Origin of the sequence: Salinimicrobium soli, assembly GCF_048323655.1 — a bacterium.
GTDB classification, from domain to species: Bacteria; Bacteroidota; Bacteroidia; order Flavobacteriales; family Flavobacteriaceae; genus Salinimicrobium; species Salinimicrobium soli.
The window spans coordinates 233,037-259,228 of the sequence record NZ_JBLUWW010000003.1 but is presented as its reverse complement, the minus strand read 5'-3'; the positions used below and the strand labels follow the sequence as shown (position 1 = coordinate 259,228).

Annotated in this window: 21 protein-coding genes; 10 read left to right on the top strand and 11 right to left on the bottom strand. The window is 42.6% G+C overall.

The features are described 5' to 3' along the window. The first annotated feature begins 1 nt into the window (after position 1). Positions 2-835, top strand: a complete 834-nt coding sequence (locus ACNORC_RS10655) for an OmpA family protein (protein WP_418335624.1) — start codon at positions 2-4, stop codon at positions 833-835. A gap of 146 nt (positions 836-981) precedes the next feature. Continuing rightward, positions 982-2,091, top strand: coding sequence for a hypothetical protein (locus ACNORC_RS10650; protein ID WP_418335623.1), 1,110 nt, complete (start codon positions 982-984; stop codon positions 2,089-2,091). Here ACNORC_RS10650 and ACNORC_RS10645 read toward each other — a convergent pair. From ACNORC_RS10645 to ACNORC_RS10635, 3 genes are all read right to left on the bottom strand, one after another. Then, complete coding sequence (locus tag ACNORC_RS10645) at positions 2,086-2,706, bottom strand: L-threonylcarbamoyladenylate synthase (protein ID WP_418335622.1); 621 nt, start codon at positions 2,704-2,706, stop codon at positions 2,086-2,088. The genes ACNORC_RS10650 and ACNORC_RS10645 overlap by 6 nt on opposite strands. Positions 2,707-2,773: 67 nt before the next feature. Next, positions 2,774-2,986 (bottom strand): hypervirulence associated TUDOR domain-containing protein, encoded by a 213-nt coding sequence (locus tag ACNORC_RS10640; RefSeq protein WP_418335621.1) that lies wholly within the window; start codon positions 2,984-2,986, stop codon positions 2,774-2,776. A gap of 69 nt (positions 2,987-3,055) precedes the next feature. Then, the gene (locus ACNORC_RS10635) at positions 3,056-5,380 is read right to left on the bottom strand and encodes an ATP-dependent helicase (RefSeq protein ID WP_418335620.1); all 2,325 of its coding nucleotides are present in this window, start codon (positions 5,378-5,380) and stop codon (positions 3,056-3,058) included. Between the two features lie 170 nt (positions 5,381-5,550). Here ACNORC_RS10635 and ACNORC_RS10630 point away from each other — a divergent pair, with 170 nt between their 5' ends. The 3 genes from ACNORC_RS10630 to ACNORC_RS10620 are packed head-to-tail and all read left to right on the top strand — an operon-like array spanning position 5,551 to position 8,983. Next, positions 5,551-6,831, top strand: a complete 1,281-nt coding sequence (locus ACNORC_RS10630; RefSeq protein ID WP_418335619.1) for an amidohydrolase — start codon at positions 5,551-5,553, stop codon at positions 6,829-6,831. Position 6,832: 1 nt separating this feature from the next. Next, positions 6,833-8,452, top strand: a complete 1,620-nt coding sequence (locus ACNORC_RS10625; RefSeq protein WP_418335618.1) for an FMN-binding glutamate synthase family protein — start codon at positions 6,833-6,835, stop codon at positions 8,450-8,452. Positions 8,453-8,461: 9 nt separating this feature from the next. Beyond that, positions 8,462-8,983 (top strand): DUF7935 family protein, encoded by a 522-nt coding sequence (locus ACNORC_RS10620; protein WP_418335617.1) that lies wholly within the window; start codon positions 8,462-8,464, stop codon positions 8,981-8,983. Positions 8,984-8,993: 10 nt separating this feature from the next. Here the strand turns inward: ACNORC_RS10620 and ACNORC_RS10615 are convergent, their stop codons facing one another. Next, entirely contained in the window at positions 8,994-11,039 is a 2,046-nt protein-coding gene (locus tag ACNORC_RS10615) for a M1 family metallopeptidase (RefSeq protein WP_418335616.1), read from the bottom strand. Positions 11,040-11,156: 117 nt separating this feature from the next. On the opposite strand from ACNORC_RS10615, the gene recG reads away from it, so the two are divergent. From recG to ACNORC_RS10595, 4 genes are all read left to right on the top strand, one after another. Further along, positions 11,157-13,262: an ATP-dependent DNA helicase RecG gene (gene recG, locus ACNORC_RS10610; protein WP_418335615.1), complete on the top strand. Its 2,106-nt coding sequence runs from the start codon at positions 11,157-11,159 to the stop codon at positions 13,260-13,262. Between the two features lie 111 nt (positions 13,263-13,373). Beyond that, positions 13,374-14,225 carry a hypothetical protein gene (locus tag ACNORC_RS10605; RefSeq protein WP_418335614.1) on the top strand — a complete coding sequence of 284 codons (852 nt, stop codon included), beginning with the start codon at positions 13,374-13,376 and terminating at the stop codon, positions 14,223-14,225. A 213-nt stretch (positions 14,226-14,438) separates the two neighbouring features. Then, positions 14,439-15,554, top strand: coding sequence for a hypothetical protein (locus ACNORC_RS10600; RefSeq protein ID WP_418335613.1), 1,116 nt, complete (start codon positions 14,439-14,441; stop codon positions 15,552-15,554). Positions 15,555-15,657: 103 nt separating this feature from the next. Continuing rightward, positions 15,658-16,275 (top strand): SOS response-associated peptidase, encoded by a 618-nt coding sequence (locus ACNORC_RS10595; protein ID WP_418335612.1) that lies wholly within the window; start codon positions 15,658-15,660, stop codon positions 16,273-16,275. A gap of 72 nt (positions 16,276-16,347) precedes the next feature. On the opposite strand, the gene ACNORC_RS10590 is transcribed toward ACNORC_RS10595, so the two are convergent. The 5 genes from ACNORC_RS10590 to ACNORC_RS10570 all read right to left on the bottom strand — a co-directional run bounded on the left by ACNORC_RS10590 (position 16,348) and on the right by ACNORC_RS10570 (position 22,183). Next, positions 16,348-16,917: a YceI family protein gene (locus tag ACNORC_RS10590; protein WP_418335611.1), complete on the bottom strand. Its 570-nt coding sequence runs from the start codon at positions 16,915-16,917 to the stop codon at positions 16,348-16,350. Positions 16,918-16,984: 67 nt separating this feature from the next. Beyond that, a complete protein-coding gene (locus tag ACNORC_RS10585) occupies positions 16,985-17,431 on the bottom strand; it encodes a MarR family winged helix-turn-helix transcriptional regulator (RefSeq protein ID WP_418335610.1) in 447 nt (148 codons plus the stop codon). A 108-nt stretch (positions 17,432-17,539) separates the two neighbouring features. Then, positions 17,540-18,799 (bottom strand): cysteate-C-fatty acyltransferase, encoded by a 1,260-nt coding sequence (gene capB / locus ACNORC_RS10580; RefSeq protein ID WP_418335609.1) that lies wholly within the window; start codon positions 18,797-18,799, stop codon positions 17,540-17,542. A gap of 186 nt (positions 18,800-18,985) precedes the next feature. Next, positions 18,986-20,026 (bottom strand): cysteate synthase, encoded by a 1,041-nt coding sequence (gene capA / locus ACNORC_RS10575; RefSeq protein ID WP_418335608.1) that lies wholly within the window; start codon positions 20,024-20,026, stop codon positions 18,986-18,988. Positions 20,027-20,113: 87 nt separating this feature from the next. Next, on the bottom strand, positions 20,114-22,183 hold the full coding sequence (locus ACNORC_RS10570) for a S9 family peptidase (protein ID WP_418335607.1): 2,070 nt from the start codon (positions 22,181-22,183) through the stop codon (positions 20,114-20,116). Positions 22,184-22,307: 124 nt separating this feature from the next. On the opposite strand from ACNORC_RS10570, the gene ACNORC_RS10565 reads away from it, so the two are divergent. Continuing rightward, a complete protein-coding gene (locus ACNORC_RS10565) occupies positions 22,308-22,634 on the top strand; it encodes a YbaB/EbfC family nucleoid-associated protein (RefSeq protein ID WP_418335606.1) in 327 nt (108 codons plus the stop codon). A gap of 62 nt (positions 22,635-22,696) precedes the next feature. Here the strand turns inward: ACNORC_RS10565 and ACNORC_RS10560 are convergent, their stop codons facing one another. Beyond that, complete coding sequence (locus tag ACNORC_RS10560; protein ID WP_418335605.1) at positions 22,697-23,725, bottom strand: threonine aldolase family protein; 1,029 nt, start codon at positions 23,723-23,725, stop codon at positions 22,697-22,699. A gap of 45 nt (positions 23,726-23,770) precedes the next feature. Next, positions 23,771-26,182 (bottom strand): zinc-dependent metalloprotease, encoded by a 2,412-nt coding sequence (locus ACNORC_RS10555; protein WP_418335604.1) that lies wholly within the window; start codon positions 26,180-26,182, stop codon positions 23,771-23,773. Positions 26,183-26,192 lie beyond the last annotated feature (10 nt).

The window sequence follows — 26,192 nt, the reverse complement described above, 5'->3', positions numbered from 1 at the left end:
TATGAAGAAAATCATGCTTTTATCGGCTACCTGTGCCCTCCTACTTTCTTCTTGTGTATCACAGAAGAAATATGCCGAGCTTGAAGCCCAACAAAAAGAAACTCAGGACAAGTTGAACACAGCAACGGTCAAGCTAAACTCTTGTTTAGAAGAAAAAGAGAGATTGAACCAACAAATCGGTATGCTGAGCAATCAAAACTCTGCTTTATTGAACAACGTGGGAGATCTTGCTACCCTTTCTAAAAAGGAGGCTGAGAATTTGGAGCGTTCCCTGGAAAGCATCAAAGAAAAAGATATGAAGATCCAGCGTATGCAGGATGCCATAAATAAGAAAGACTCTGTTACTCTTGCTTTAGTTACCAGCCTTAAAGGAGTGCTTGGAAACATGAGTGATGAAGATATTCAGATCAACGTTGAAAAAGGTGTTGTTTACGTATCTATTTCTGACAAACTTCTTTTCGAAAGCGGAAAATACAATGTATCTGACCGTGCTAAAGAAGTGTTAGGAAAAGTTGCTACAGTAGTGAAGAACCGTCCAGACATCGAGTTTATGGTGGAAGGTCACACTGATGACAAGCCGATTAGAAACGCAGTTCTTCAGGACAACTGGGATCTTTCTGTAAAAAGAGCAACTTCTGTAGTTCGTGTACTTCAGGAAGATTTTGGAGTACAGCCACAAAGAATGACTGCTGCCGGAAGAAGCTACTATGTGCCGGTTGCAACAAACGAAACTGCTGAAGGAAGAGCTAAGAACAGAAGAACACGTATCGTGATCCTTCCTAAACTTGATCAGTTCTACAACCTGATCGAAGAAGGAATGAAAACTGCAAAATAAGCTGATTTTCCTTTTATAAGATTAAGACCCGGCAATAGCCGGGTCTTTTTTTATTTAACATGTTAATTATCAAAATTTTAGGGTTTCAAAAAACAGGTTTTAGATACTTTTAGCGCATCCCCAAGTTGAACTTAATATTTCCTGTTATGGCCTTATTCTTTTCCAATAAACCTACGGTTACCTGCATCTCTGTTCTTTTACTTTTCTCCTGCCAGCCTGAAGTAATCCAGGAGGGACCTGCCCAATTGGGACATTTGAATTTTACTGCTACTTTTTCGAACCCCGGCAGAACTTCTGAAACAAATAAAGATTGTGTTCAAAGTGATTTTCTCTTTAATGAAAATCTTAAGGAGCTGGTCTATCCCGAAACACCTTCTCCGGAATGTGGCGCAACCGCATTTTCAGAGGTACAATGGAAGCATTTCACTCAATTGGCATCTGATCCTATAGCTACCGATAACTTCACCAGGTACCTCTCCCTGAATCATTATGCTTCACGGTTGGATCTCGACGGAGATCAATATTTTGGCCCTGATGGGGAGTACTCCTCCCTGGTAAATCGTATTTCAAAGGATCTTGCGCGATTCTGGGACATGGAGGGTGAAGTAGAGGTCCGGGGGCAACACAATGAGACTTTAAATGACAGGGAAGAAATTGTGAAGCTCCTGTCAAGAATGATCTTTGATGACGTATCCCTGGAGGACCTGTATCGTATTGCTGATGAAATGCTATTATTAAACCAGCAGTCTCCGGTGCTACCAGAATCTCCAATCTTCTCCAGTGAAGGTTATTCTGCGCCGGGAGGATTGATCGTTATAGGTGACGGTCTTATCCAAATGTTTGTGGAAGCCGGCATTGAACCCACTATTGCCTGGACCGGCATCCTCACCCACGAATGGATCCACCAGATACAGATAGAAAATTATAATTCCTGGTATCCTGCAGGAAGTTTTGAAACTCCCGCTGAGGAAACCCGGCAAATAGAATTGGAAGCCGATTTCTTTTCAGCCTATTACATGACACACAAGCGTGGTGCTACCCTGAACTGGAAAAGGACCACAGAATTTTTGAAACTGTTCTTCCAGGCCGGGGATTGTTCGTTTGATTTCGAATTACATCACGGGACTCCGAAACAGCGTATGCAGGCCACTATGGCAGGTCATGATCTGGCTGCTTCTGCCCAAAAGAAAGGAAAAATACTTTCAGCGGAAGAGGTACACGATCATTTTCTAAGTTCTCTGGCCCAGATCTTATAGAATATCCACCGTTCCTTTGCCTTCCCTGATCACTTCGGGTTCTGAAGAAGTCAGGTCAATAACTGTCGAAGGAATATTGTCGCCATAACCACCGTCGATCACAATGTCCACGATGTGATCCCACTTTTCCAGAATGAGCTCAGGGTCTGTTGTATACTCAAGTACCTCGTCGTCATCCCTGATAGAAGTGGAGACAATAGGATTTCCCAAACCGGCAACCAGCGCACGGCAAATATTATTATCGGGCACTCTAATCCCTACCGTTTTTTTCTTTTTAAAGACGTTGGGCAGGTTATTATTTCCCGGTAACACAAAAGTATAAGGCCCGGGAAGGCATCTTTTTAAGATCTTAAAAGTTGGAGTATCAATTTGCCTTACATAATCAGATAGATTACTAAGGTCTTCACAGATAAAAGAAAAGTTTGCTTTTTCAAGTTTTACGCCCCGTACCTGGGCAATCTTCTCCAGGGCAGCGGTATTGGTTATATCACATCCCAGACCGTAAACGGTGTCTGTAGGATAAATTATCAATGCTCCATCTCGAAGAGCATCAACTACTTTTTTAATAAGTTTTGGGCTCGGGTTTTCTTCATAGATCCTGATGAGTTCTGCCATGTCTCTTTTTGATTAGATTAGAATGAAAGTTACAAAAATTCAACGGTCCTTAAAATGTGGGGGTTCCTCAGTCGATCCTCTCGACTTCACTTTCCAGCTTGAGTACTTCGGCACCGTTTTCCTGTTGAATGAAAAGAGCCTTGTTGCCCGGTTTACCTTTCCGGGTCACTTTGGTACCTTTTATAGTCGTGGTGATTTCTCTGTCAAAAGTGTCTTTTACAGTACCTGTTGCAGTACCTTTCCCCCATTTCCATTTTACGTTGGTTCCTTCCCGTATCATTTTTCCTTTAAAATTAAAGACAACAGGAGAGCTTACCTAAAGAATAACAGAAACTTAACTGTTAAACTATCAGGAAAGTAACTTCAGTTTGGCAAAGCGAAGCAACAGCTTTTTGATCCCTCCGTTCTCGAAATCAATTTCCGCTTTTTTATCCTGTCCCACACCTTCGATCTGTAGCACTTTTCCTTTTCCAAAGCGCATATGCTCAACTTCATTCCCCGCTTCAAGTTTCACCCCTGGTTCGCTTGCTGCGGAAGTAGGTGGAGCAGTAGCCGGTTTTAACTTCCGAAGTTTGCGCAACTGTTCATCTGTAGGTTTGTGAGATGGTGGCGGCGTTCCATTTACTGGTTTTGACTGTCGGAATTTACTTTTATCTACCTCTCCGAAAATGTCGGTATCTATTAGAGGTTTGTATTTATAATCATCCTGCGGAATCATATAATCAAGGTACTTGTCCTCGATCTCTTCGATAAATCTACTGGGCTCCGCATCTACAAGTTTTCCCCAACGGTAACGGGATTGGGTATAGGTGAGATAAGCCTGTTTTTCTGCCCTGGTAAGTGCCACATAAAAAAGTCGGCGCTCTTCTTCCAGTTCAGAACGGGTATTCATACTCATGGCTGAAGGAAAAAGATCCTCCTCCATTCCCACGATGTATACATATGGAAATTCAAGCCCTTTCGCGAGGTGAATGGTCATAAGCGCAACGCGGTCTTCATCTCCGGAATCCTTATCCATGTCGGTAGCCAGGGCTACGTCTTCGAGAAATTCTGTCAAAGAACCTGTGGCATCTGCCAGTTCTTTTTGTCCTTCCACAAAATCGCGGATCCCGTTAAGCAATTCCTCGATATTTTCTATCCTCGCAATTCCTTCTGGAGTTCCGTCTTTTTTAAGCTCCTGAAGAAGTCCGGTCTTTTTGGCTACCGTTTCTGCCACCACAAAAGCATCTGCAGACTGGTTCAGGATCTGGAAGCTTTTGATCATATTGATAAAATTCTCCAGCTTTCCTTTGGTTCCCCGGTTGATCTTCAGGTCGATCTTATCGAGGTTCTCAATGATCTCAAAAATTGATCTTTTATAATGGTTTGCTGCAATGGTAAGACGGTCAATTGTAGTTTGACCAATTCCGCGAGCCGGATAATTGATCACCCGCTTTAAAGCCTCTTCATCCTTCGGATTGATAAGCAATCTCAGGTAAGACAACACATCCTTGATCTCCTTACGCTGGTAAAATGATAAGCCACCATAAATGCGATACGGAATATCCTTTTTCCGCAGGGCATCTTCCATTGCCCGGCTTTGGGCATTGGTACGATAAAGGATCGCAAAATCGCCATTTTTCAGTTGCTTCTCCATCTTGTTCTCAAAAATGGATCCTGCCACGAACCTTCCTTCTTCCCCATCAGTAAGCAGGCGGTTGACTACGATTTTTGGCCCTTCGTCATTGGCAGTCCAAACCACCTTTTCCAGTCGCGTTTTATTCTTCTCAATAATCGAGTTTGCAGCCTCTACAATATTTTTGGTAGAGCGGTAATTCTGCTCAAGTCGGTACATCTGGACCCCGTCATAATCTTTCTGAAAGTTGAGTATATTGTTGATGTTTGCTCCGCGGAAGGCATAGATACTTTGGGCATCATCTCCCACTACGCATATATTCTGAAATTTATCTGAAAGAGCTTTAACGATCAGGTATTGAGAATGGTTGGTATCCTGGTACTCATCTACAAGAATGTAACGGAATCGATTCTGATATTTCTGAAGAACATCCGGAAAACGATTCAGCAGTTCGTTGGTCTTCAGCAGCAGGTCATCAAAATCCATGGCCCCAGCCTTGAAGCAACGATCTACATAATTCTGATAGATCTCTCCCATGCGAGGTTTCTTTGACATGGCATCGGCCTCCTGCAATTCAGGATTTTGAAAATATGCCTTTACAGTTATAAGACTATTCTTGTAAGAAGAGATACGGGAATAGACTTGTTTATATTTATAAACATCTTTATCCAGCCCCATTTCTTTAATGATAGCAGAAATTAGCCGTTGGGAATCCTGGGTGTCGTATATAGTGAAATTGGAAGGATAGCCCAATTTATCAGCCTCAAACCGAAGCATTTTAGCGAATATGGAGTGAAAAGTACCCATCCACAGGTTCTTGGCCTCACTATTTCCAACTATCTGCGCGATCCTTGTCTTCATTTCCCGGGCAGCCTTGTTCGTAAAGGTGAGGGAAAGAATATTAAAAGGATCCACTCCCTGGCTCATCAAATAGGCAATTCTATAGGTGAGCACCCGCGTTTTTCCAGATCCTGCGCCGGCAATCACTATCATTGGCCCTTCTTTTTGGAGGACGGGCGCCCGCTGCGCATCATTTAATTCGGCTAAATAAGATTCCAATATTTCTCGACTTTTAAAGGGGTGAAATTAACCAAAAAGCACCTAAAACAAAACCGCCTAAAAGGTTCTTTTTAAACAAAGGAGGAGCTTTTTATGATAAGCCTGATTTTTTAAATATATTTAGGAGAATAATAGTACCGGCTGAAAAGCCTTTAACCTAAATCCTAAATATGAAGAAGTTAATGCTCCCTCTGTTGTGCTTTTTTGGCATTTCTGCTGCTGCACAACAGGTAGACCCGGAAATAAGCTCAGCTGCTGAAAACATTGAGCAACAAGTGATCGAATGGCGAAGAGATTTTCATGAGCACCCGGAATTATCCAACAGGGAATTCCGCACTGCCGAAAAGATTGCCGAGCATCTAAGGTCTTTGGGAATGAAAGTGGAGACCGGAGTAGCAAAAACAGGAGTGGTAGGAATACTCGAAGGTAACAAGCCGGGAAAAGTAGTTGCACTTCGTGCCGATATTGACGCCCTGCCGGTTACCGAAAGAAATGATCTGCCCTTCAAATCGGAAGTAACTACCGAATTTTTGGGTACTACCACAGGCGTAATGCACGCCTGCGGACACGATACGCACACGGCCATATTAATGGGAACTGCCGAAGTACTTTCAAAAAATAAGGATAAAATAAATGGAACCGTGAAGTTCATTTTTCAGCCCGCCGAAGAAGGACCGCCACCGGGTGAAGAAGGTGGTGCTTCGGTAATGATCAAAGAAGGAGTCCTAAAAAATCCTGACGTAGATGCCATTTTTGGATTGCATATAAATTCTGCGACTCCGGTAGGTGTGATCAAGTATAAACCGGAAGGAACCATGGCGGCCGTGGAGCGGTTTGTCATAAAAGTAGAAGGAAAAGGAACACATGGTTCGGCACCCTGGACTGGTGTGGATCCTATTCTTATTTCAGCAAAGATCATTGATGGTTTGCAGACGATCATCAGCCGTAATGCCAAACTGGTAGATGGCGCTGCCGTTATAACGGTAGGTAAAATAACCAGCGGAGTGCGTTTTAATATTATTCCTGAAACTGCTGAGATGATTGGAACTGTAAGGACACTTGACCCTCAAATGAAAGCAGAGATCCTGAAGAGAATGCGAGAAATGGTTCCCGCTATTGCCGAAGCCTATGGTGGTTCAGCTACTATTGAGATACAGAATAACACTGCCATCACTTATAATGATCCTGCACTTACGCAGGAAATGTTGCCTACTTTGGAAAAAGTTGCAGGCAAGGAGAATGTGCAGCTTACAAAAGCCACCACAGGAGGTGAAGATTTCTCCTTTTTCCAGGAGGAAGTACCGGGATTCTATTTCTTCCTTGGAGGACAAACTCCGGGTACAACTGAACCAGCACCACACCACACCCCCGAATTCTTTATTGATGAGGACGGCTTACTGCTTGGGGTTAAAGTAATGTCACAGTTAGCTGTAGATTACTTAAACCAATAAAATGACTGAAGTATTTGTTTTATTAAAACTAATTCCGTGGTGGGCATGGCTTTTAATAATCCTTGCCTGTATCGCCATTTATGACGTCTTTATAAACAAAAAACACATAATCACCCATAACTTTCCGATAGTAGGCCATATTCGCTATATGTTAGAAAGAGTGGGTCCCGGTTTGCGGCAATATATAGTGGCCAGCAACAGGGAAGAATTACCGTTCAACAGGATCGAACGCGGATGGATCTACGCCTCATCCAAAAATGAGAATAATTACGAAGGTTTTGGGACTGACAGGGACATCTATCAGGTGAATTACATTTTCATCAACAATGCGGTCATTCCGTACAAATTACCACCCGAACATCACAACGCAAAAGATCCTTATTTTGTGGCCTCTGCCAAGGTAATGGGGGAATATAATAAGCGGCGGCGTCCCTTTCGGCCGGCTTCAGTTATTAATGTTTCTGCCATGAGTTTCGGATCCCTTTCAGCAAGGGCAATAGAATCGCTCAACATTGGATGCAAAAAAGCCTATGCTTACCACAATACCGGTGAGGGTGGTCTATCTCCTTACCACAAAAAAGGAGGAGATGTGGTATTCCAGATCGGGACAGGGTATTTTGGGGTACGAAATCCTGATGGTACCTTTTCTATCGAAAAGCTTGTAAAGCTGACTTCTGAAAATAAACAGGTTCGGGCAATCGAAATCAAACTATCACAGGGAGCAAAACCCGGAAAAGGAGGAGTGCTTCCTGCTACTAAGATCACCAAAGAAATTTCTGAAATCAGGCACGTACCAATAGGAAAAGATGTGCTTTCTCCTCCAAACCACAGCGCGTTTGGAACTATGGCCGAATTGGTAGACTTCATTGAAGACATCGCTGAACAAACCGGCCTGCCTGTGGGAATTAAAGCTGCTATTGGGAAACTGGACGAGTGGAAGGAACTTGCCCAGATAATGAAGGAGACCAATAGAGGTCCCGATTTTATTACCGTCGATGGCGGAGAAGGCGGAACCGGTGCTGCACCACCCAGTTTTGCAGATCATGTTGCCCTTCCTTTTATCTACGGCTTTACCGATGTGTACAAAATTTTCCAAGCGGCGGAACTTACCGACAGGATCGTTTTTGTTGCAGCCGGTAAATTAGGTTTTCCGGCAAAAGCGGCTATGGCTTTTGCGATGGGTGCAGATGTTATAAATGTGGCCCGTGAAGCAATGTTGAGCATTGGTTGTATACAGGCGCAGGTTTGCCACACCAATAAATGCCCAACAGGGGTTACCACTCAGAACAAATGGTTGCAGGCAGGTATCAACATCAAAGATAAATCTGAAAGGGTGAATTACTATTTCAACAATTTCAGAAAAGAGCTTTTGGAGATCACACACGCCTGTGGCTATGAACATCCCTGCCAGATCACAATGGATGATGTGGAGATCAACCTTAGCGATCGTTTTATTTCTAAGACTCTAAGGGAGACTTTTGGGTACAGCAAATCAAAAGTTCCTTTTGATTCCGTGGAAACTTTAGTAGGATGTCCTAACTTAGGCGGCTCGTACAGAAAAGGAAAAGAAACCGATGTAAAGGAAGTCCTTACTGAAGATACATCTGTTTCAGATCAATAATTATTTTTTATGACCGAAGAATATATTTTACAGGGAGTTTTCTATTTATTGCCCGCAGTTGTAGTTGGCATCATCTCCTTTTACTTTTTCAACCTGCACACCAAAAATGAAGAACAGCGCCGCCGTTTCCTTCTGCACCGCGAAAATCAAAAACAGGCTTTACCCTTACGTCTGCAGGCCTATGAACGAATGACCCTGTTCCTCGAGCGCATTGCACCGGGAAATTTGCTGGTTCGCATTCGCCCTACCTCTTCAAAAAAGGATTCCTACACCTCTCTTTTAGTTCGGACTATTGAGCAGGAATTCGAACACAACCTGGCACAACAGATCTATCTGAGCGAAGAATGCTGGAATGTGATCAAAGCATCTAAAAATGCTACGATCGCGAGGATCAGAAAAGTTTCTGAAAACGAATCCATTGAAACTGCAGATGAGCTTCGGCAACACATTCTGAAATCTTTGCAGGAGCAACAGCCGCCAAGCGAAACCGGATTGTTATATATCAAAAAAGAAGTTACTGCCCTTTGGTAGAGATTGGAGTCTAGTTTTCGAGCATTTCCAGCTGAGCTTCGGAAAGGCTTCCCGACTCCTTGAGGGTCTTTAGCATTGCTTTTGCATATTCCCGAAACCGATAATTGTGATGCGTAGTTGCCTGCTGAAGGTTTTGAAGGCTCTCATCTGTAAAAGCACCTAACTGATACAGAAAATCGAAGGCATTCTGTCTTACCTGAAACCTTTGATGACCATCGGTGTACGAATTTAACTCCTGAAAATATTCCTTTTTTTGAGCAGAACTTATCTCGGGAGTTGCCATACTTAAGGCAAGCCATGCGATGCGGACATTTTTATCTAAAAAGCCGTCGATCCCTTCTGTCATTTTCAAGTATTCCAGCCGGTCTTCCTTAAAATTCATCCATAGATTTAGTAAAGCCGCTTGAATAGTCACATAAGAATCATCATTCAGCAATGATTCGTAGTCAGTTTTAAGTGCCTGAGGTATTTGTTGCAAACTCAAGGCAATTGCCTGCCGCACATAGAGATTGTTACTGGCAAAAGCTTTTTTGTACAAATTGAAAGCCTCATAAGGATCTTCAAGAGATAATTGGTAGACTACCTCCTGCCCTACATAATCCTGCACCGGAAAATTCAGAGCCCCCTCCAAAAGCTGCTTTTTTTCTGATAGCGGTAGTTGCTTCAGGGCAGCAATTTCCAGGTAATCCATAATAAAAGGAGATCTTTTCAGAGATTCCAGGGCTTCTGTTCCCTGAAAAGCTGATTGTTGTAACCAGTTCTTTTTAAATTCGGTCAGATCCACATCGGAAACTTTTTCGACTTCGTTCAGAAAATCTGCAGTGGTTACATTTCCGAACTTGTTCTTCTCCAGGTAATTTTTTACAGCCTCATCAAAAGTGCCTTTTCCCACTAATTCCTTTAGAATATGCAATGCCCAGGCTCCTTTTTGATAAAAGGTAAGAGAACTCGCATTAGGGTCAAGAAGAGATTCTCCTTTACCCGAATCACTAAGTTCCTTCAGTTCTTCAGCACTTCGGAATAATTTCCAGTAATAATAATCATCCCCGAATATCACTTTTTCGGCAAGCAAGGCATAATAAGTTGCGAACCCCTCCTGCAACCAGTGATGATCTCCCGATTCCGCAGTTACAAGATCACCAAACCACTGATGCGCCAGCTCATGAGCATTCACATTGACATAGTTGCGATCATTAAATCCAATGGAATCAACTAAAAAACTGTCAGAAAAAATAGTCGTACCCGTATTTTCCATTCCGGCATACAGAAATTCCCTAACCGGCACTTGTTTGTAATTTTTCCAGGGATAAACCAACCCGATTTCCTTTTCAAAGTAATTCATGATCTCCTCACTATACCTGTAGGTAGGTTCGAATCGCTGCTCGTATTGTGGAGGGTAATAAAACAGCATTTCCGTACCGTTCTTTGTCTGTAATTCTTTCTTTTCAAGATCTCCTGCAGCAACCGCTACTAAATAACTGCTCATGGGAGCAGTCATATTGTATTTCCACCGCACAACGGAATCATTCAATTGAACAGTTTCCTCCAATTCCCCATTGGCCACTACTGTTTTACCCTTTTTGTAGTCAACTTGCAGATCAAATTCCAGTTTCTCATTGGTATCATCAAATGACGGGAGCCAATTAGAGGTGTATTTTCCCTGACCTTGCGTCCAGACCTGATACGATGGTTCTTTCCCGTCGGTTTCTGTTTGGATAAAATACATTGCCTGCCCGGGAGTGGCCGAATAAGAGATCTGCAACCGGTTGTTCTTTAACTTCGGAAGCTTATTCACCAAAATAAGCTGTTTTCCATTATTGAGGTATTCGACAGATTTCCCGTTCAGAAGAACCTCCTGAAATGCCATTTTTCGGGCATCAATAAAAACTGAATCCGTTTCTTGGTTCACATCGAAACTGTAGAGCAATTGACCTTCAACTTTTCCCTGTTCCGGAAAGATCTGCAGCCGGGCGTCCAGGTGAGTGAAATCAACTGCAGCCTTTTCCTGGGCCAATAAAATCCCAGAAAGAAGAAGAGTAAAAAGAAAGCATTTCATTCGGTTCATATTCCAAATATAACTTACTCAGGGCAAAAGAAATGAAAATGAGTAGGAAAAACCTTCCATCATTGGCATTTTAGACCCGCCTATGACCTTTTTTTTTATCTTCGTTCTATGAATCCAACTCTCCTGAACACCCCCATTGACTACCTCAAGGGAATTGGCCCCAACCGCGCTGATATTCTTCGGAAAGAGATCGGGATTCACACCTATGGAGATCTGCTGAACTTCTATCCGAATCGTTATCTCGACAAAACCCGTTTTTACAAGATCAATCAACTGGAGAGAAATTCTTCCGAAGTTCAAATTGTGGGCAAGATCGTACACCTAAGAATGGTGGAGCAAAAAAGGGGAAAACGCCTGGTCGCAGATTTTATTGACGAAACCGGAAAAATGGAACTTGTCTGGTTCCGCGGGCATAAATGGATAAGGGAGAATCTCAAGATCAACACCCCATACGTGATCTTCGGAAAAACCAACTGGTACAACGGACTTTTCAGTATGCCGCATCCGGAAATGGAATTAGTAGAAGATTATAAAAAGAACCTGCGAACTGCCATGCAACCGGTTTATCCTTCCACTGAAAAGCTGGCAAAATCTGGGATCACAAACCGGGTCTTCAGCAAATGCATGCAGCAGTTATTCCTGGAAAGCAATAATGCTTTTTTTGATCCCCTTCCCGGGTATCTTCGGGAGGAGCTGCACCTGTTGCCAAAAGCGGAAGCAGTATTTAACGCTCACTTTCCGAAGAGCCAGGAATTACTGGCCAAAGCACAGTTCAGACTAAAATTTGAGGAGCTGTTCTTTATACAGATCCAACTGCTCATGAAGAATCTACTTCGGAAAAAGAAGATCAAAGGTTTTCCTTTTGAGGCTGTGGGGAACCACTTCAGTGAATTTTACGAGAATCACCTTCCCTTTGAGCTAACCGGGGCCCAAAAAAGAGTGATCAAAGAAATTCGACAGGACCTTGGCAGCGGCGCACAGATGAACCGGTTATTGCAGGGAGATGTGGGTTCCGGAAAAACCATTGTCGCACTTATGAGTGTTCTGTTGGCTCTGGATAACGGTTTCCAGGCTTGCCTTATGGCACCAACCGAGATATTAGCCACACAACATTACAACGGGATCTGTGAACTTGTTCAGGAACTGGGAATTCAGGTAAGACTGCTCACCGGTTCCACCAAAACTTCAGAACGCCGGGAGATCCATGAGGCCCTGGAGAATGGAGAACTGCATCTCCTGATAGGTACGCATGCTTTACTGGAAGAAAAAGTTCAGTTCAAAAACCTCGGACTGGCTATTATCGATGAACAACATCGTTTTGGAGTTGCCCAGCGGGCGAGGCTTTGGAAGAAAAATAACCTGCCGCCTCACATCCTTGTTATGACTGCCACTCCTATCCCTCGCACGCTGGCCATGAGCCTCTATGGAGACCTGGATGTGTCGGTGATCGATGAACTTCCTCCCGGACGAAAAGATATTAAAACCGTTCACCGCTATGACTCCAACCGACTGAAAGTTTTCAGGTTCATCAAAGATGAAATTAGGAAAGGACGGCAGGTTTACGTGGTGTACCCTCTTATTCAGGAGTCTGAAAAAATGGATTACAAGGACCTGATGGACGGCTATGAAAGTATTGCCAGGGAATTTCCAATCCCAGATTACCAGATCTCGATTGTACATGGTCAAATGAAACCAGCCGACAAGGATTATGAAATGGACCGGTTCGTGCGCGGGGAAACACAGATCATGGTTGCAACTACTGTTATTGAAGTTGGCGTAAATGTCCCAAATGCGAGCGTCATGATCATAGAAAGTGCCGAACGTTTTGGCCTTTCGCAGCTGCATCAATTACGAGGGCGGGTTGGTCGTGGAGCAGAACAGAGCTATTGCATCCTGATGACCGGCCACAAATTATCGGCAGACAGCAAAACGAGGTTGGAGACCATGACAAGTACGGGGGACGGATTTGAGATCGCTGAAGTGGATCTCAAGTTACGGGGACCGGGAGATCTTATGGGTACTCAGCAAAGTGGAGTCCTGAATTTGAAGATTGCTGATATTGTCAAAGACAACGATATTTTAAAAACTGCACGGTACTACGCTCTCCAGTTGCTGAAGGAAGATCCCAACCTTGAACTTGAGAAAAACAAGGTGGTGAGGTTCACTTATTCCCAATTAGTGAAGCAAAAAAGCATCTGGAATTATATCAGTTAATTCTTACGTCGATTTTTCCTACACTATCATCGAAAACTGGTTTTCAGACACTTACTGAACCATTGGTTTGAATTACATTAGATGTCCTAACTAAATTAAACCAAATCAATTATGAAAAAAATCTTACCAATTTTAGCGTTTTTGGCACTTGCAGGTTGTAGTACTGAAAATGTAAATGATGAAATTTCTTTGGATGCAAAAGGCAACCTGAATTCTCAGAATGTTAGCCAGGATGCTTTTGATGTTCCTTCCTTAGCATGTGGGGAGTCCACAACTAACAGCATTCCTTTCGAAGTAATAGCTGGACCAAGTGGTGCTGCCGGAGGATTTGACCTCGACTGGCAACTTGTAGCTAATGAGACAGACCCGGTTTCATGGGATGATACCTTCTGCGAAAAGGGATTTGCCTCTAATAACAACAATAGTTATGCCTTGGCTTCTAATGGAAAATACCCGCTCCTTTTGGAAGAATTAATTGTGGAAAACGAATGTGGCACTCCGCTCGCCTGCGGAATGACCTATGCCTTCAGAGTGAGAGCAAAAAACGAAGGTGGCGGACTAAAGAAAAGTGAATGGTCTCCGACTTTCTTTTGTTCTACTGCTCCCTGTGAAACGGCATGTGAATCTGGTTACATGATAGGCAATAAAGATTTTTCAGAAATAGGTACCAGTAAGAACTGGGGGTGGGCCCATGAATTTGATTTTAACGAAGTGAGTGGTTCTGAGGAAAGGGAAATACATCATAAAAATGGTGGTCTTGGTGGATTTGTCACCATAAGTTGGAACTCTGAAGACCAGAGTATTACTGTAGAAGAAGGTAATAATGTTACTATAACTCATTTGTATGTTTCTGATAATGAACCTATGGACAAGAACGCTCCGGGGGACTTCGACAAAACACAGACATTAGAGGATAGTGACGGTCATTTCTGGGTGATGGTAAAAGCAGAAGTCTGCAACTAACCACCTGTTGTATGAATTATAAAAGGGGCCTCGGCCCCTTTTAGTTTTACAATTTTCCTACTAATGTATTTCATAAAAAAGTCAAAGTTTCCTTAATAGTCTGTAAAAGACCGATAATTCTTACAGATCAACGAAAACATATTTGCCCTACTCAAAATCTGACTTATCATTTCGTACTTTTCTACTATACAACCACTTATAAAAAAAAATGTTATGAAAAAATTATTCTACTTTGCGTGCATGTGTGCATTTGTGTTAGGGTGCAGTGTAGAACCCTTAGACCCCAACCTTGAGGAAAATTTGAACTCAACCGTTCAGCAGTCCCAGGGAAATCCCCATGATCAATTTGGAATACCTGTATTAGAACAGGGGGATGCATCAGAAAATAGCCTTACCGTAAATATCATTGCTGGAGAAAATGGTGCGACGGGCGGCTTATCGGTTCGATGGATGACTTCAGAAGAATTTGATGAATTTGGCTGGGATAATGGCATGGCGGGTCACGTCCTCCTAAATGGCCACGCTAATGATGCTTATTCTTTAGCCAACGAGGGTGATATTTTCCCATTTCATTTGGAAAACTTTATCACCGGTGAAGGAGAAAGTTGGAATAGAGCTCTTTCCTGTGATCAATCATATGTGTTTATCGTACAAGCCCACCAAGATGGTAGTATGCAAAAAAGTGATTATTCTGATCCTTCAATGGTTTCTACTTTAGATTGTGATTCCGGAGGAGATGACCCATGTGATTTAATTCCCCGAAATTTGAATTCCACATTGTGTTTGCAAGATGTCAATAATCCTACTTTGCAAGGATTTAGAGCATACTATAATGCTCAAATCTTTAATAAAACTGACCTCCCTGTTTTTCCTGCCGGAACGTATTCCCCTCCAATTCAGGACTTACTTGATCAATATGAATCCTCAGGAGGAATTGGATCTTATTTAACGACTTATACTGTGGGAACAGAGGACTGTGGTGAAATTTCGGTTGATATATTAGTAGAGGTTCAGGATTGTGCTCCGGGAGGAGGAGATGATCCTTGTGATTTAATACCTAGAAATTTAAATTCTACCGTATGCCTGGCTAGTATTAACAATCCCACCCTGCAAGGATTTAGAGCATATTTTAATGCTCAAATCTCCAATAAAACAGGGCTTCCAGTATTTCCAGCAGGAACTTACTCCCCTCCTATTCAGGTTCTTCTTGACCAATTTCAAACATCAGGAGGTGTAGGTACCTATCAAACTGATTATACTGTTACCACAGAAGATTGTGGAGAAATAACCGTTACCATTGTGGCGGAAGTTCAAGATTGTAATCCTTAGAATAAGGAGATTACCGTTTAAAAAATTAAAAAAGGGGCTTCGGCCCCTTTTCTTTTTCACGTCAGGCTTTCCAGAATTCAGTACCTTTTAGGAAAAATTCAGGATGTGTTACCGAACCAAACTAAATGCCAAGATAGTCGACATTGAAAAGGCTTTTGAAGCGACTTTTGTTGAACCTTATCTCTATGATCCGAAGGAGGAGATCAATGGATTTGATTTTTCGGGCACGCCTGTCATTACCGATGCTTCCACTTCAGAAATTTTGTTCTACAATTGGGGCCTGATCCCTTTTTGGGCAAAGAATGAGCAGATTAAAAAGCACACTCTGAACGCCAAAATTGAAACCCTTGCTGAAAAACCCACTTTCAGGAATGTCATTAGCAACCGTTGCCTGGTCATAGCTAATGGCTTTTACGAATGGCAGTGGCAGGATGCTAAAGGAAGGCAGAAACAGAAATACCTGATCACCTCTACCGAAGAAGAGATCTTTGCTTTTGCAGGTCTCTACTCCCGCTGGAAACATCCTGATTCGGGTGAAGAGATCAACTCCTATAGTATCGTAACTACAGAAGCCAATGAGCTTATGAGCGAGATCCACAATATCAAGAAACGGATGCCGGTGGTATTGCATCACAGCGATCAGGCTTTGTGGCTCTCCGGAAAGGATGTTACCAATTTTGCTTTCCCGTATGAAGTGAGCCTAAAGGCTGAAAAAATATAGAACATTGTTCCGGAATAAAACAAAAAAAGAGGTTGCTTTCGCAACCTCTTTTTTATTTCAGCCTGGTCCTAATTAGAATTTCAGGCTTACATCAAGAGTAAAGTTATTATGAATAGTGTTATCTCCAAGATTGTCAAAGAAACTACCAGATCCATAACGGATTCCATATTTCGTACGGTCAATTACTACTTTAGCCGAAGCTGAATTTTCTTCCACTACCATATCAAAGGTAACAGGCTCAGTCTTTCCTTTAATGGTAAGATCACCGGTCACCGCATAGGTATTTCCACTTTTTGGAGCCACATCAGTTATAACCAGTTTAGAGGTCGAATAATTTGCTACTCCAAAGAAGTCATCAGAATTCAGGTGGTTTTCTAGTTTGGTCTTGTACTCTCCGGAAAGATCGGTTACTACAATAGAATTCATGTCCATTACAAACTCTCCTCCTATTAATTTTCCTTCTTCTGTAAGACTTAGAAAACCTTCTTTAAGGTCAATGTTTCCTGTGTGAGAACCTGTGATCTTCTTTCCGGTCCATTCAACATTACTGGCCTCTACGTCTACCGTCTTTTTAATAGTGGTAAAAGAAAGGGTTGTGAAAATTAATACCGGGGCTGCTGCGCTTAAAATCTGTTTTTTCATGTTCATCATTTTTAAAATTAATTGTTACTACTTTAATTGTATATACAAATGTTTATTTAAATTTTTTTTACTTTTTCATTTTCTTTAAAAAGTCGATCAGTTGGGTTGCATTCTCTTCAGAAAGCCCTTCAGTAAGTTCTGCTTCTTTTTGAGCAATCACAACATCCAGTTTCTCCAACAGTTTTAATCCGTCCCTGGTGATCGTGATCTCGACCTTTCTGCGATTTTCCGGACAGGTAATACGTTCAACCAGGCCTTTTTCGAGCAGCTTGTCAACCAATCTCGTGGTGTTGCTCATCTTGTGGATCATTTTATCGGTCACACAGGCCAGAGAAGCGGGTTTCCCCTTCTGCCCTCTTAAGATCCTAAGGACATTGAATTGGGCAATTGACATTTTAAAAGGTTTCAAGACCTCACTTAATTGTTCCTGTACCCAGGTACCTGTCTGCACCAATTCGATTACGACAGTTCGGGCCAATACTTCAGGATCTATATGAGTGTCTTTACTTTTCATTTATGTTACTACAACATTTGTAGGTACAAATATAAAACAAATTTCTTAACAACCAAAAAAAATCCCCTTTTTCGCAAAGGGGATTTTTTAGAATCATTTTTAAAGCTTCTATTTTTCCATAGCTGCAGCGACTCCTGCAGACAGCCTTTTATAAGTTCCGTTCTCAAGCCGCTCCCTGATAGCTGAAAACGCATTGAGCGTTTCCTCCACATCTTCTAAAGTATGTGTTGCAGTTGGGATCAATCTTAGAAGGATCAGACCTTTCGGGATTACCGGATAAACCACAATGGAACAGAAAATTCCGTGGTTTTCTCTAAGATCTTTTACCAAAGCCATTGCTTCCGGAATACTTCCTTTTAAATATACCGGTGTCACACAACTTTGAGTAGTCCCAATATCAAACCCTCTTTCTTTAAGTCCGTTTTGAAGGGCATTCACATTTTCCCAAAGCTTTTCTTTCAGTTCAGGCATGGTTCTCAGCATATCCAAACGCTTAAGGGCACCCACCACCAACTGCATTTGCAGGGATTTGGCGAACATCTGCGACCTTAGGTTGTATTTCAGATAATCAATGATCTCCTGATCTGCAGCGATAAAAGCTCCTGTACTTGCCAATGACTTCGCAAAAGTGGCAAAATAAACATCTATTCCGTCTTGTACACCCTGCTCCTCACCTGCTCCGGCTCCTGTTGCTCCAAGAGTTCCGAAACCGTGGGCATCATCCACGAATAATCTAAAATCATATTTTTCTTTAAGAGCAACGATCTCTTTCAGTTTACCCTGTTCTCCCCTCATTCCGAAGACTCCTTCAGAAATAACCAAAATTCCACCACCGGTCTGCTCAGTAATTTTTTGAGCCCGTTGCAGGTTCTTTTCTATACTTTCAAGGTCATTGTGCTTATAAGTGAAGCGCTGACCAAGGTGCAAACGTACTCCATCAATGATACAGGCATGTGCATCAACGTCATATACTATCACATCCTTTTTTGACACCAGGGCATCAACCGTAGAAACCATACCCTGATAACCGAAGTTAAGCAGGTAAGCCGCCTCCTTTTTTACAAAAGAAGCAAGTTCCCGCTGCAGCTTTTCATGCAGGTCTGTATGACCACTCATCATACGGGCGCCCATTGGATAGGCAGATCCATATTCAGCAGCAGCTTCTGCATCTACTTTACGTACTTCAGGATGGTTGGCAAGTCCGAGATAATCATTGATACTCCAGGTGATCACTTCTTTTCCCTGGAACTTCATTCTGTTGGAAATAGGACCTTCCAGTTTTGGGAATACAAAATAGCCTTCGGCCTGTTCTGCCCACTTCCCCAGTGGCCCTTTATCCTTGTATATTTTATCAAATAAGTCTGCCATTTTATAAGTTTTTTAACTATTGGCAAAAGTAAGAAATAAATGCCAACTGCATAATTTTAAAGGGGTCATAGATACTGAAAAACATGTCTTTGGGACATAATTTAACAATACCTGCTCCTGCTGCAGCAAATAGCTGACTATCAGCCGGGAAGTTTAATTAGGAGGAATTATGTAAAAAAGAAGTTCTTACCTGATAAACTCGACCTGATTGGCAAGTTTTTCGTGTTTGCTATCAAAAAAGCCTTGCTCATTCATCCAGTCGTCACTATAGACTTTACTCATATAACGAGAGCCATGATCAGGGAAAATAATAACAACTTTACTGTTCTCATCAAATTCACCTTCTTCAGCCAGCTGCTTCACACCTTGCAGGGCTGCGCCACTGGTATAACCAACAAAAAGACCTTCAGTTTTAGCTAATTGTCTTGCGGTATGAGCACTTTCCTCGTCGGTCACCTTGACAAATTTGTCAATGCTTTCAAAATCTGTGGCTGTTGGAATCAGGTTTTTTCCAAGACCTTCAATTCGGTACGGATAGATTTCCGAAGAATCAAATTCCCGGGTCTCATGGTACTTTTTCAATACCGAACCATAAGCATCAATTCCAAGAATTCGTATATCAGGATTCTGTTCTTTGAGGAATTTTGCGGTTCCGGAAATTGTACCTCCGGTCCCGCTGCAGGCAACCAAATGGGTTATATTCCCTTCGGTCTGTTTCCAGATCTCAGGGCCTGTAGATTTGTAATGTGCTTCAATATTTAGTTCGTTGAAATATTGGTTGATGTAAACAGATCCTTTGATCTCATCATGCATCCTCTTGGCCACCTGGTAGTAAGAACGTGGATCATCTGCTGATACATTGGCAGGGCAAACATACACCTTTGCACCCATTGAACGCAGCATATCAATTTTATCCTTAGATGATTTTGAACTTACAGCAAGTATACACTCATAGCCTTTGATGATACTGACCATAGCAATGCTAAAGCCGGTATTTCCCGAGGTGGTTTCGATAATAGTACTTCCGGGTTTCAAGATGCCTTTTCTTTCGGCTTCTTCTATAATATAAAGAGCAATACGATCTTTAGTAGAATGCCCCGGATTGAAAGCTTCTACCTTTGCGAAAAATTGTCCTTTAAAATCTTGAGTGATCCGGTTTAACTGAATTAGAGGGGTATTACCTACAAGTTGTAATACATTATCAAAAACCTGTAAATCTTCTCTCATATATTGAAGTTATTTACAATAATCATGCTTTTGAGGAATTGAAAAACATAACTACAAAACGAAGCAAATTTAAGTCAAATATTTTAATTATTCCGTAATACCTTCCAAATCGAGCAGAAAGGCGTACTCTTCAGCAACTTCCCTCAAGGCCTCAAACCTTCCTGAAGCACCTCCATGACCAGATTCCATATTGATGTGGAAGAGTAGTTTATTATTGTCTGTCTTTAACTCCCGCAGCTTAGCCACCCATTTGGCAGGTTCCCAATACTGCACCTGTGAATCGTGTAAGCCGGTTGTCACCAGCATGTTTGGATAATCCTGAGCGGTGACATTATCATATGGAGAATAGGATTTCATATAATGGTAATATTCCGGAGAATTAGGATTTCCCCACTCATCATACTCCCCGGTAGTTAAAGGAATGGTCTCATCCAGCATGGTGGTCACCACATCCACAAAAGGAACTGAAGCGATGATGCCGTTGTATAGTTGAGGAGCCATATTGGCGATTACGCCCATCAACAATCCCCCTGCCGATCCTCCACTGGCGTATAAATGCTGTGGAGAAGTATATTTTTCGGAAATCAGGAATTTGGAGCAGTCAATGAAATCTGTGAAGGTATTCATCTTTTTAAGAAGCTTTCCCTGCTCGTACCATTCCCTTCCGAGGTATTCTCCTCCCCGAATGTGAGCAATGACAAATATGAATCCGCGGTCAAGAAGACTCAACCTTACTGTAGAGAAATAAGGGTCTATGGTGGAACCATAAGAACCATAGGCATATTGCAGAACAGGATTTGATCCGTCCTTTATTAGTCCTTTCCGGTGAACCAGCGTCATAGGGATCATGGTACCATCCTGTGCCGGAGCCCAGATCCTTTCAGAAGTATAATTGTCTTTGCTGAATTGTCCTCCCAAAATTTCCAGTTCTTTCTTCACATCCTTTTCCCGGGTGCGCATATTGAAATCCACCACTTGGGTAGGGGTAGTAAGCGAATTATAGGTATACCTTAAAATATCAGTGTCAAAATCTGGGTTGGTTCCTGTGTAAGCAGTATAGGTTTCGTTGTCAAAATCAATAAAATAAGAACCCTGGCCGTCCCATCGCATTACCTTGATCTTGTTGAGACCATCACTGCGCTCACTTACCACCAGGTATTCCTTAAAAAGATCAATATCCTCCAGAAGAACTTCCTCCCTGTGCGGAATAACATCGGTCCAGTTGGAGAGTTGTGGATCAACCACAGGAGTCTTCATTAACTTGAAATTTGTGGCGCCGCCATAGTTTGTCAGGATGTAAAAATGATCCTCAAAATGGAATATACTGTACTCCATCCCACGGATCCTCGGCTGCACTACTTTGAATTCACCATCAGGATCATCGGCATCCAGAAAACGGTATTCCGAAGTGAGCGTACTGCTGGAACCTATTACGAGGTAACGATCAGATTTCGATTTATAAACGTAGGTGTGAAAAGTTTCGTCCTCCTCATAGAACACTACCTCATCTTCTTTCGCTTTGGTTCCCAGTCTGTGTTTATAGATCTTATCACTTCTCAGGGTCACCTCATCTTTACGGGCGTAAAAAAGAGTTTTATTGTCGTTGGCCCAGGTGGAACCTCCGGTAGTATTTTTAATTTTTTCGGGATAGATCTCCCCTGTCTCCAGGTTCTTTATCTGTATAGTATATTGTCGACGACTTACGGTGTCTACCGCAAAAGAGACCAGTTTATTATCGGGGCTTACGTTAAGCCCGCCAAGGCGGTAATAATCATAGCCTTCGGCCATTTCATTGACATTGAAAAGGATCTCTTCAGGCGCGTCTAAGGATTCTTTTTTCCGGGAGTAAATGGGGTAATCCTTCCCTTTTTCATAGCGGGTGATATACCAGTAGCCATTCAGTTTATAAGGTACCGAAGAATCATCTTCCTTGATCCTGCTCTTTACCTCCTGAAAAAGCTCTTCCTGCAGGTCTTTGGTATGAGCGGTCATTTGCTCGTTGTAAAGATTTTCCCTGCCCAGATAATCCATCACTTCAGGATTGTCCCGTTCGCGAAGCCAGAAATAATTATCTACACGAACATCCCCATGTTTCTCAAGGTTAACAGGTATTTTCTTTGCTTTTGGAGCAACAATTCCTTCTTCGGCAACTTTCATTTTCTCATTTTAAAACCAGCTACAAAGGTAAGATTTCTAATAAAGAAAACTTAAAACTCCCGTTGTAAGTTCTACGGTATAGTTCAATTTGGTAGTTTTGCAGTACACACTTAAAACTACAGCTATGTTTGGAGATATGATGGGCATGATGAATAAGATCAAAGAGACCCAGAAAAAAGTTGAAGAAACTAAAGAACGCCTTAAAACTGTACTTATTGATGAATCCTCACAGGACGGCCTTTTAAAAGTTACTATTACCGCTACAAGGGAGATCAAAAAGATCGAAATTGCCGATGAGCTGCTTGAAGATAAGGAGCAACTGGAAGATTACCTGATCCTTACCCTGAACAAAGCGATCAATCGGGCTACGGAAGTTAATGAAGGGGAACTGGCAGCTGTAGCCAAGGAAGGTATGCCCGATATTCCCGGAATGAACGATATGTTGAAATAATTCCTTCTTCGGAAGAAAAAATAAGAGGGCTCAAAAATGTCATTTTTGAGCCCTCTGTTTATTTAGAGTTTAATATTGCACAAAACTTCCTGGAAACGCTGGTGCATTTCTTCGGAATAATCCAGGTGAGTAACGATCCTCAATTTCCCCTGCCCCATATTGCTTATCCCGATCTTTTCCTTCTGAAGCTGTTTTAAAAAGGCACCCTCCTCTTTAGGGTTTTTCAGATAAAAGATAACGATGTTGGTTTCCACCGGCTCCACTTCTTTAATGTAGTCCTGCGATTTCAAAGTTTCTGCGATCTCTGATGCTCTTTTGTGATCTTCGGCCAACCGGTCTACATGATGATCCAGTGCATAGATACCGGCGGCAGCCATAAATCCTACCTGCCGCATTCCTCCACCAAGCACTTTTCGCACCCGCATTGCATTTTTCATGAGGTGCTTTTTTCCGATTAGAACAGATCCCATGGGAGTTCCCAAACCTTTAGAAAGACAAACAGAAATTGTGTCAAATACTTTCCCATATTGCTTCGGAACTTCTTTTTTTGCCACCAAAGCATTAAAAAGCCTTGCTCCGTCAAGGTGAAGCCCCAGATTATGTTCATCACAAACTTTTCTGATATTTTTGATCTCCTTGAAATCATAACAGGCTCCTCCGCCTTTATTGGTAGTATTCTCTAAGCACACCAACGTGGTAAGCGGACTATGGTAAAAGTCGGGCGGATTGATATTCTCGGCGACCTGCTCTGCAGTGATCATTCCGCGGTTCCCGTCGACCAGCTTACAGGAAACCCCGCTGTTAAAAGAGGCTCCGCCACCTTCGTAATTATAGACATGCGCCCATTTATCACAGATCAATTGATCTGCAGGCTGAGTATGTAATTTTATGGCAGCCTGGTTAGCCATACTTCCGGTAGGAAAAAAGAGGGCTTCATCCATCCCGAACATTTTTGCCAGTTTCTCCTCCAGCGCATTGACCGAAGGATCTTCTTTATACACGTCATCCCCTACTTCAGCACTCATAATTGCTTTGAGCATGTCTTTGGTAGGTTTGGTTACCGTGTCACTTTTAAGATCTATTTCTTTCATTCTAATTTGTTGTTCTTTTCTTTATTTTTTGGAATCCAAAATTACTTAAAGTCCGCCACACATAAGGCTTCCAATAGGAGAACCATCCGGAATTTTTGGGGTATTTCCTGCTTTTTTGAATTTTTCGGGAGATCTTCTGAATTGTTCTATATCCAGCACCATCTGCCGGAAAAGTGGATTTTTTCGTCCTTTCAGCCACTTATGCAAGTCAGAAATAACAGCATTGGTTTCCGCTTTAACCTGCGGAGTGCTATCAGAATTTACTGCCAGCGCCAGTATTTCCTGCAATGCGTTGTAGGCGATCACATATTGAACCTGTTGTAAATAATCATTTTGCTGTGATGTTTTTATGGTCCTGTTTACCACTTCTTCCAATACTGCCCGAAGTCCTAACTGGTCCTCATCCAAAGCATGCTGCTGTACCAGCCTGGCAGCGCGTTCAGGATTCAGCAACAGGGAAAGTGTCATTTCACTCGCGGTTGCAGGAGCTCCAAAAGCGTCAAAAGTGACGCCGGTATTACTTTTAAAGGATTCCCTGCTACGCGGATATCCATAGGCACGTGGTGGAAAAAGGCTCAGTTTTTCTTCCGAAATAGCCAAAGTTTCAGCATTGAGGGTTTGCAACACCTCCTGAAAAGCCCTTTTTTGAAGCCGCTCATTCAGCACTTCTACGGCAGGCTCTTCCCCACCTTTTACGCTATAATTATAATTCAACCCGCCCACTAGTTTTACAGCTGCTTCCGTCTGATATCGATGTAGAAAATACAGTGGCACGAACACATCTTCAAGTACCGAAAAAGGCTCTCCTGACCTGATATTCTCTTCGGAAAAATTCGAGATCGCCACCTGCCTTATTTTCAAAACATCCTTGAGCTCTTCCGCAGCACTTTTCCCGTTATCCCAAAGATGCGCATTGACATGGGCTCCGCCTTCTGCACGGGCATCACTATCTGTAATGAACTGAAGTCCTTTTGCCGTGGCTTCAGAAATAACAGCATCCAAAAATGCCTTTTGAGACATGCCTTTTGGAATATCTCCATAGCTGTTCTTCACAGTCACCTTGTCCCATTCTCCTATCCCGGTATCGTAAGCGTCGCTAAGGTCTATCTCTCCATTTTTAAGACGGAACTGCGGATGCGGGTAATCCATTACCGAAGCGCGGTCATTCACACTGGCCGCAAAATTATGGGCAAATCCCAGTGTATGCCCCACTTCATGGGCAGAAAGCTGCCTAATCCTGGCAAGCGCCATCTCCATCATTGGTTCGTGGTTTTCATCATTATCTAAAAAGGGCTTATTCAGCAGCGCCTGTGCGATCATGAAATCCTGTCTTATACGAAGACTTCCAAGGCTCACATGACCTTTGATGATCTCACCGGTACGGGGATCAACTACACTGGCGCCATAACTCCAGCCCCTGGTAGAACGATGCACCCATTGAATTACATTGTAGCGCACGTCTAAAGGATCTGCATCTTCGGGTAACATCTTTACCAGGAAGGCATTTTTGTACCCAATACTTTCAAAAGCCTGATTCCACCAGCTGGCGCCTTCGAGCAGGGCAGACCGCACCGGCTCCGGAGTTCCGGGATCGAGGTAATAAATAATAGGTTCTACGGGCTCGCTCACTGCAGCAGAAGGATCTTTCTTCTGAAGCCTGTGCCTTACCGCAAATCTTTTCTGAATTGGTTCATAAACCGGGCTGGCATAATCGTAATACGTAATATATATGGCTCCGCTTCGGGGGTCAAAGAGCCTTTTTTCGTAGTTGTCATCCGGAAGCTTTACGAACGAATGATGCTGCACCACGGTGGCGTTTTCGCTATTTGGCAAAACACTTCGCAAAGCACCGCTTTTGGCTTCTCCTTTAAAGGTCAGCATCACTTCAAATTCTATATTTTCAGGAAAAGCTTTGGCCTGCTCGGGAAGTAGGGCACTTTTTGAAGCATCTACTTTGAAGGCCCCATGTTCTCCCCTGGAAAGCCGGTTGGCTACACCGTGCGCATCCTCCATTAAAAAGGGAGTAAAATCGATCAGGTAAGTACCTTCATCAATCTCTTCCTTTATCTCAAAACCGAAAAGCACAGATCTTGCAAAAGCTTCCTCCACACTCTTTTTTTCCAACAGGTTATCGGTCTCTGCGCGATAGGTCATATTCGGTTCTATAAGGAGGAGTTTATTTCCGGCTTTTTTAAAGGCAACCACTACTCCGTCTCCCAGCTGTCCGCGATCAAGACCTATATCATTGGACCCTAATCCACTTGTAAGAAAATGGGTATAGAGAAACTGCGTGTCCAGTTTATCCACCTCCAGGTAAATCTTGTCTTCTTTCTTGTCGTAGTAAAAATTAAAATACCCCTCGCTCTTTTCGAGGTTCTTCTTTTGATCCAGGATCTGTGCCTGGGACACAAGGGGTTGCAGGAGAAATAAAATCAGGGAGATCTTTAAAAATTTCATGATTTGGTTT

Coding starts and splice junctions, on each gene's coding strand:
- ACNORC_RS10555 (WP_418335604.1), bottom strand. CDS start 26,182: ATGAAATTTTTAAAGATCTCCCTGATTTTATTTCTCCTGCAACCCCTT.
- ACNORC_RS10585 (WP_418335610.1), bottom strand. CDS start 17,431: ATGAAAAGTAAAGACACTCATATAGATCCTGAAGTATTGGCCCGAACT.
- ACNORC_RS10625 (WP_418335618.1), top strand. CDS start 6,833: ATGACTGAAGTATTTGTTTTATTAAAACTAATTCCGTGGTGGGCATGG.
- ACNORC_RS10650 (WP_418335623.1), top strand. CDS start 982: ATGGCCTTATTCTTTTCCAATAAACCTACGGTTACCTGCATCTCTGTT.
- recG (WP_418335615.1), top strand. CDS start 11,157: ATGAATCCAACTCTCCTGAACACCCCCATTGACTACCTCAAGGGAATT.
- ACNORC_RS10605 (WP_418335614.1), top strand. CDS start 13,374: ATGAAAAAAATCTTACCAATTTTAGCGTTTTTGGCACTTGCAGGTTGT.
- ACNORC_RS10570 (WP_418335607.1), bottom strand. CDS start 22,183: ATGAAAGTTGCCGAAGAAGGAATTGTTGCTCCAAAAGCAAAGAAAATA.
- ACNORC_RS10595 (WP_418335612.1), top strand. CDS start 15,658: ATGTGTTACCGAACCAAACTAAATGCCAAGATAGTCGACATTGAAAAG.
- capB (WP_418335609.1), bottom strand. CDS start 18,799: ATGGCAGACTTATTTGATAAAATATACAAGGATAAAGGGCCACTGGGG.
- ACNORC_RS10640 (WP_418335621.1), bottom strand. CDS start 2,986: ATGATACGGGAAGGAACCAACGTAAAATGGAAATGGGGGAAAGGTACT.
- ACNORC_RS10630 (WP_418335619.1), top strand. CDS start 5,551: ATGAAGAAGTTAATGCTCCCTCTGTTGTGCTTTTTTGGCATTTCTGCT.
- ACNORC_RS10565 (WP_418335606.1), top strand. CDS start 22,308: ATGTTTGGAGATATGATGGGCATGATGAATAAGATCAAAGAGACCCAG.
- ACNORC_RS10560 (WP_418335605.1), bottom strand. CDS start 23,725: ATGAAAGAAATAGATCTTAAAAGTGACACGGTAACCAAACCTACCAAA.
- ACNORC_RS10655 (WP_418335624.1), top strand. CDS start 2: ATGAAGAAAATCATGCTTTTATCGGCTACCTGTGCCCTCCTACTTTCT.
- ACNORC_RS10615 (WP_418335616.1), bottom strand. CDS start 11,039: ATGAAATGCTTTCTTTTTACTCTTCTTCTTTCTGGGATTTTATTGGCC.
- ACNORC_RS10590 (WP_418335611.1), bottom strand. CDS start 16,917: ATGAAAAAACAGATTTTAAGCGCAGCAGCCCCGGTATTAATTTTCACA.
- capA (WP_418335608.1), bottom strand. CDS start 20,026: ATGAGAGAAGATTTACAGGTTTTTGATAATGTATTACAACTTGTAGGT.
- ACNORC_RS10600 (WP_418335613.1), top strand. CDS start 14,439: ATGAAAAAATTATTCTACTTTGCGTGCATGTGTGCATTTGTGTTAGGG.
- ACNORC_RS10620 (WP_418335617.1), top strand. CDS start 8,462: ATGACCGAAGAATATATTTTACAGGGAGTTTTCTATTTATTGCCCGCA.
- ACNORC_RS10645 (WP_418335622.1), bottom strand. CDS start 2,706: ATGGCAGAACTCATCAGGATCTATGAAGAAAACCCGAGCCCAAAACTT.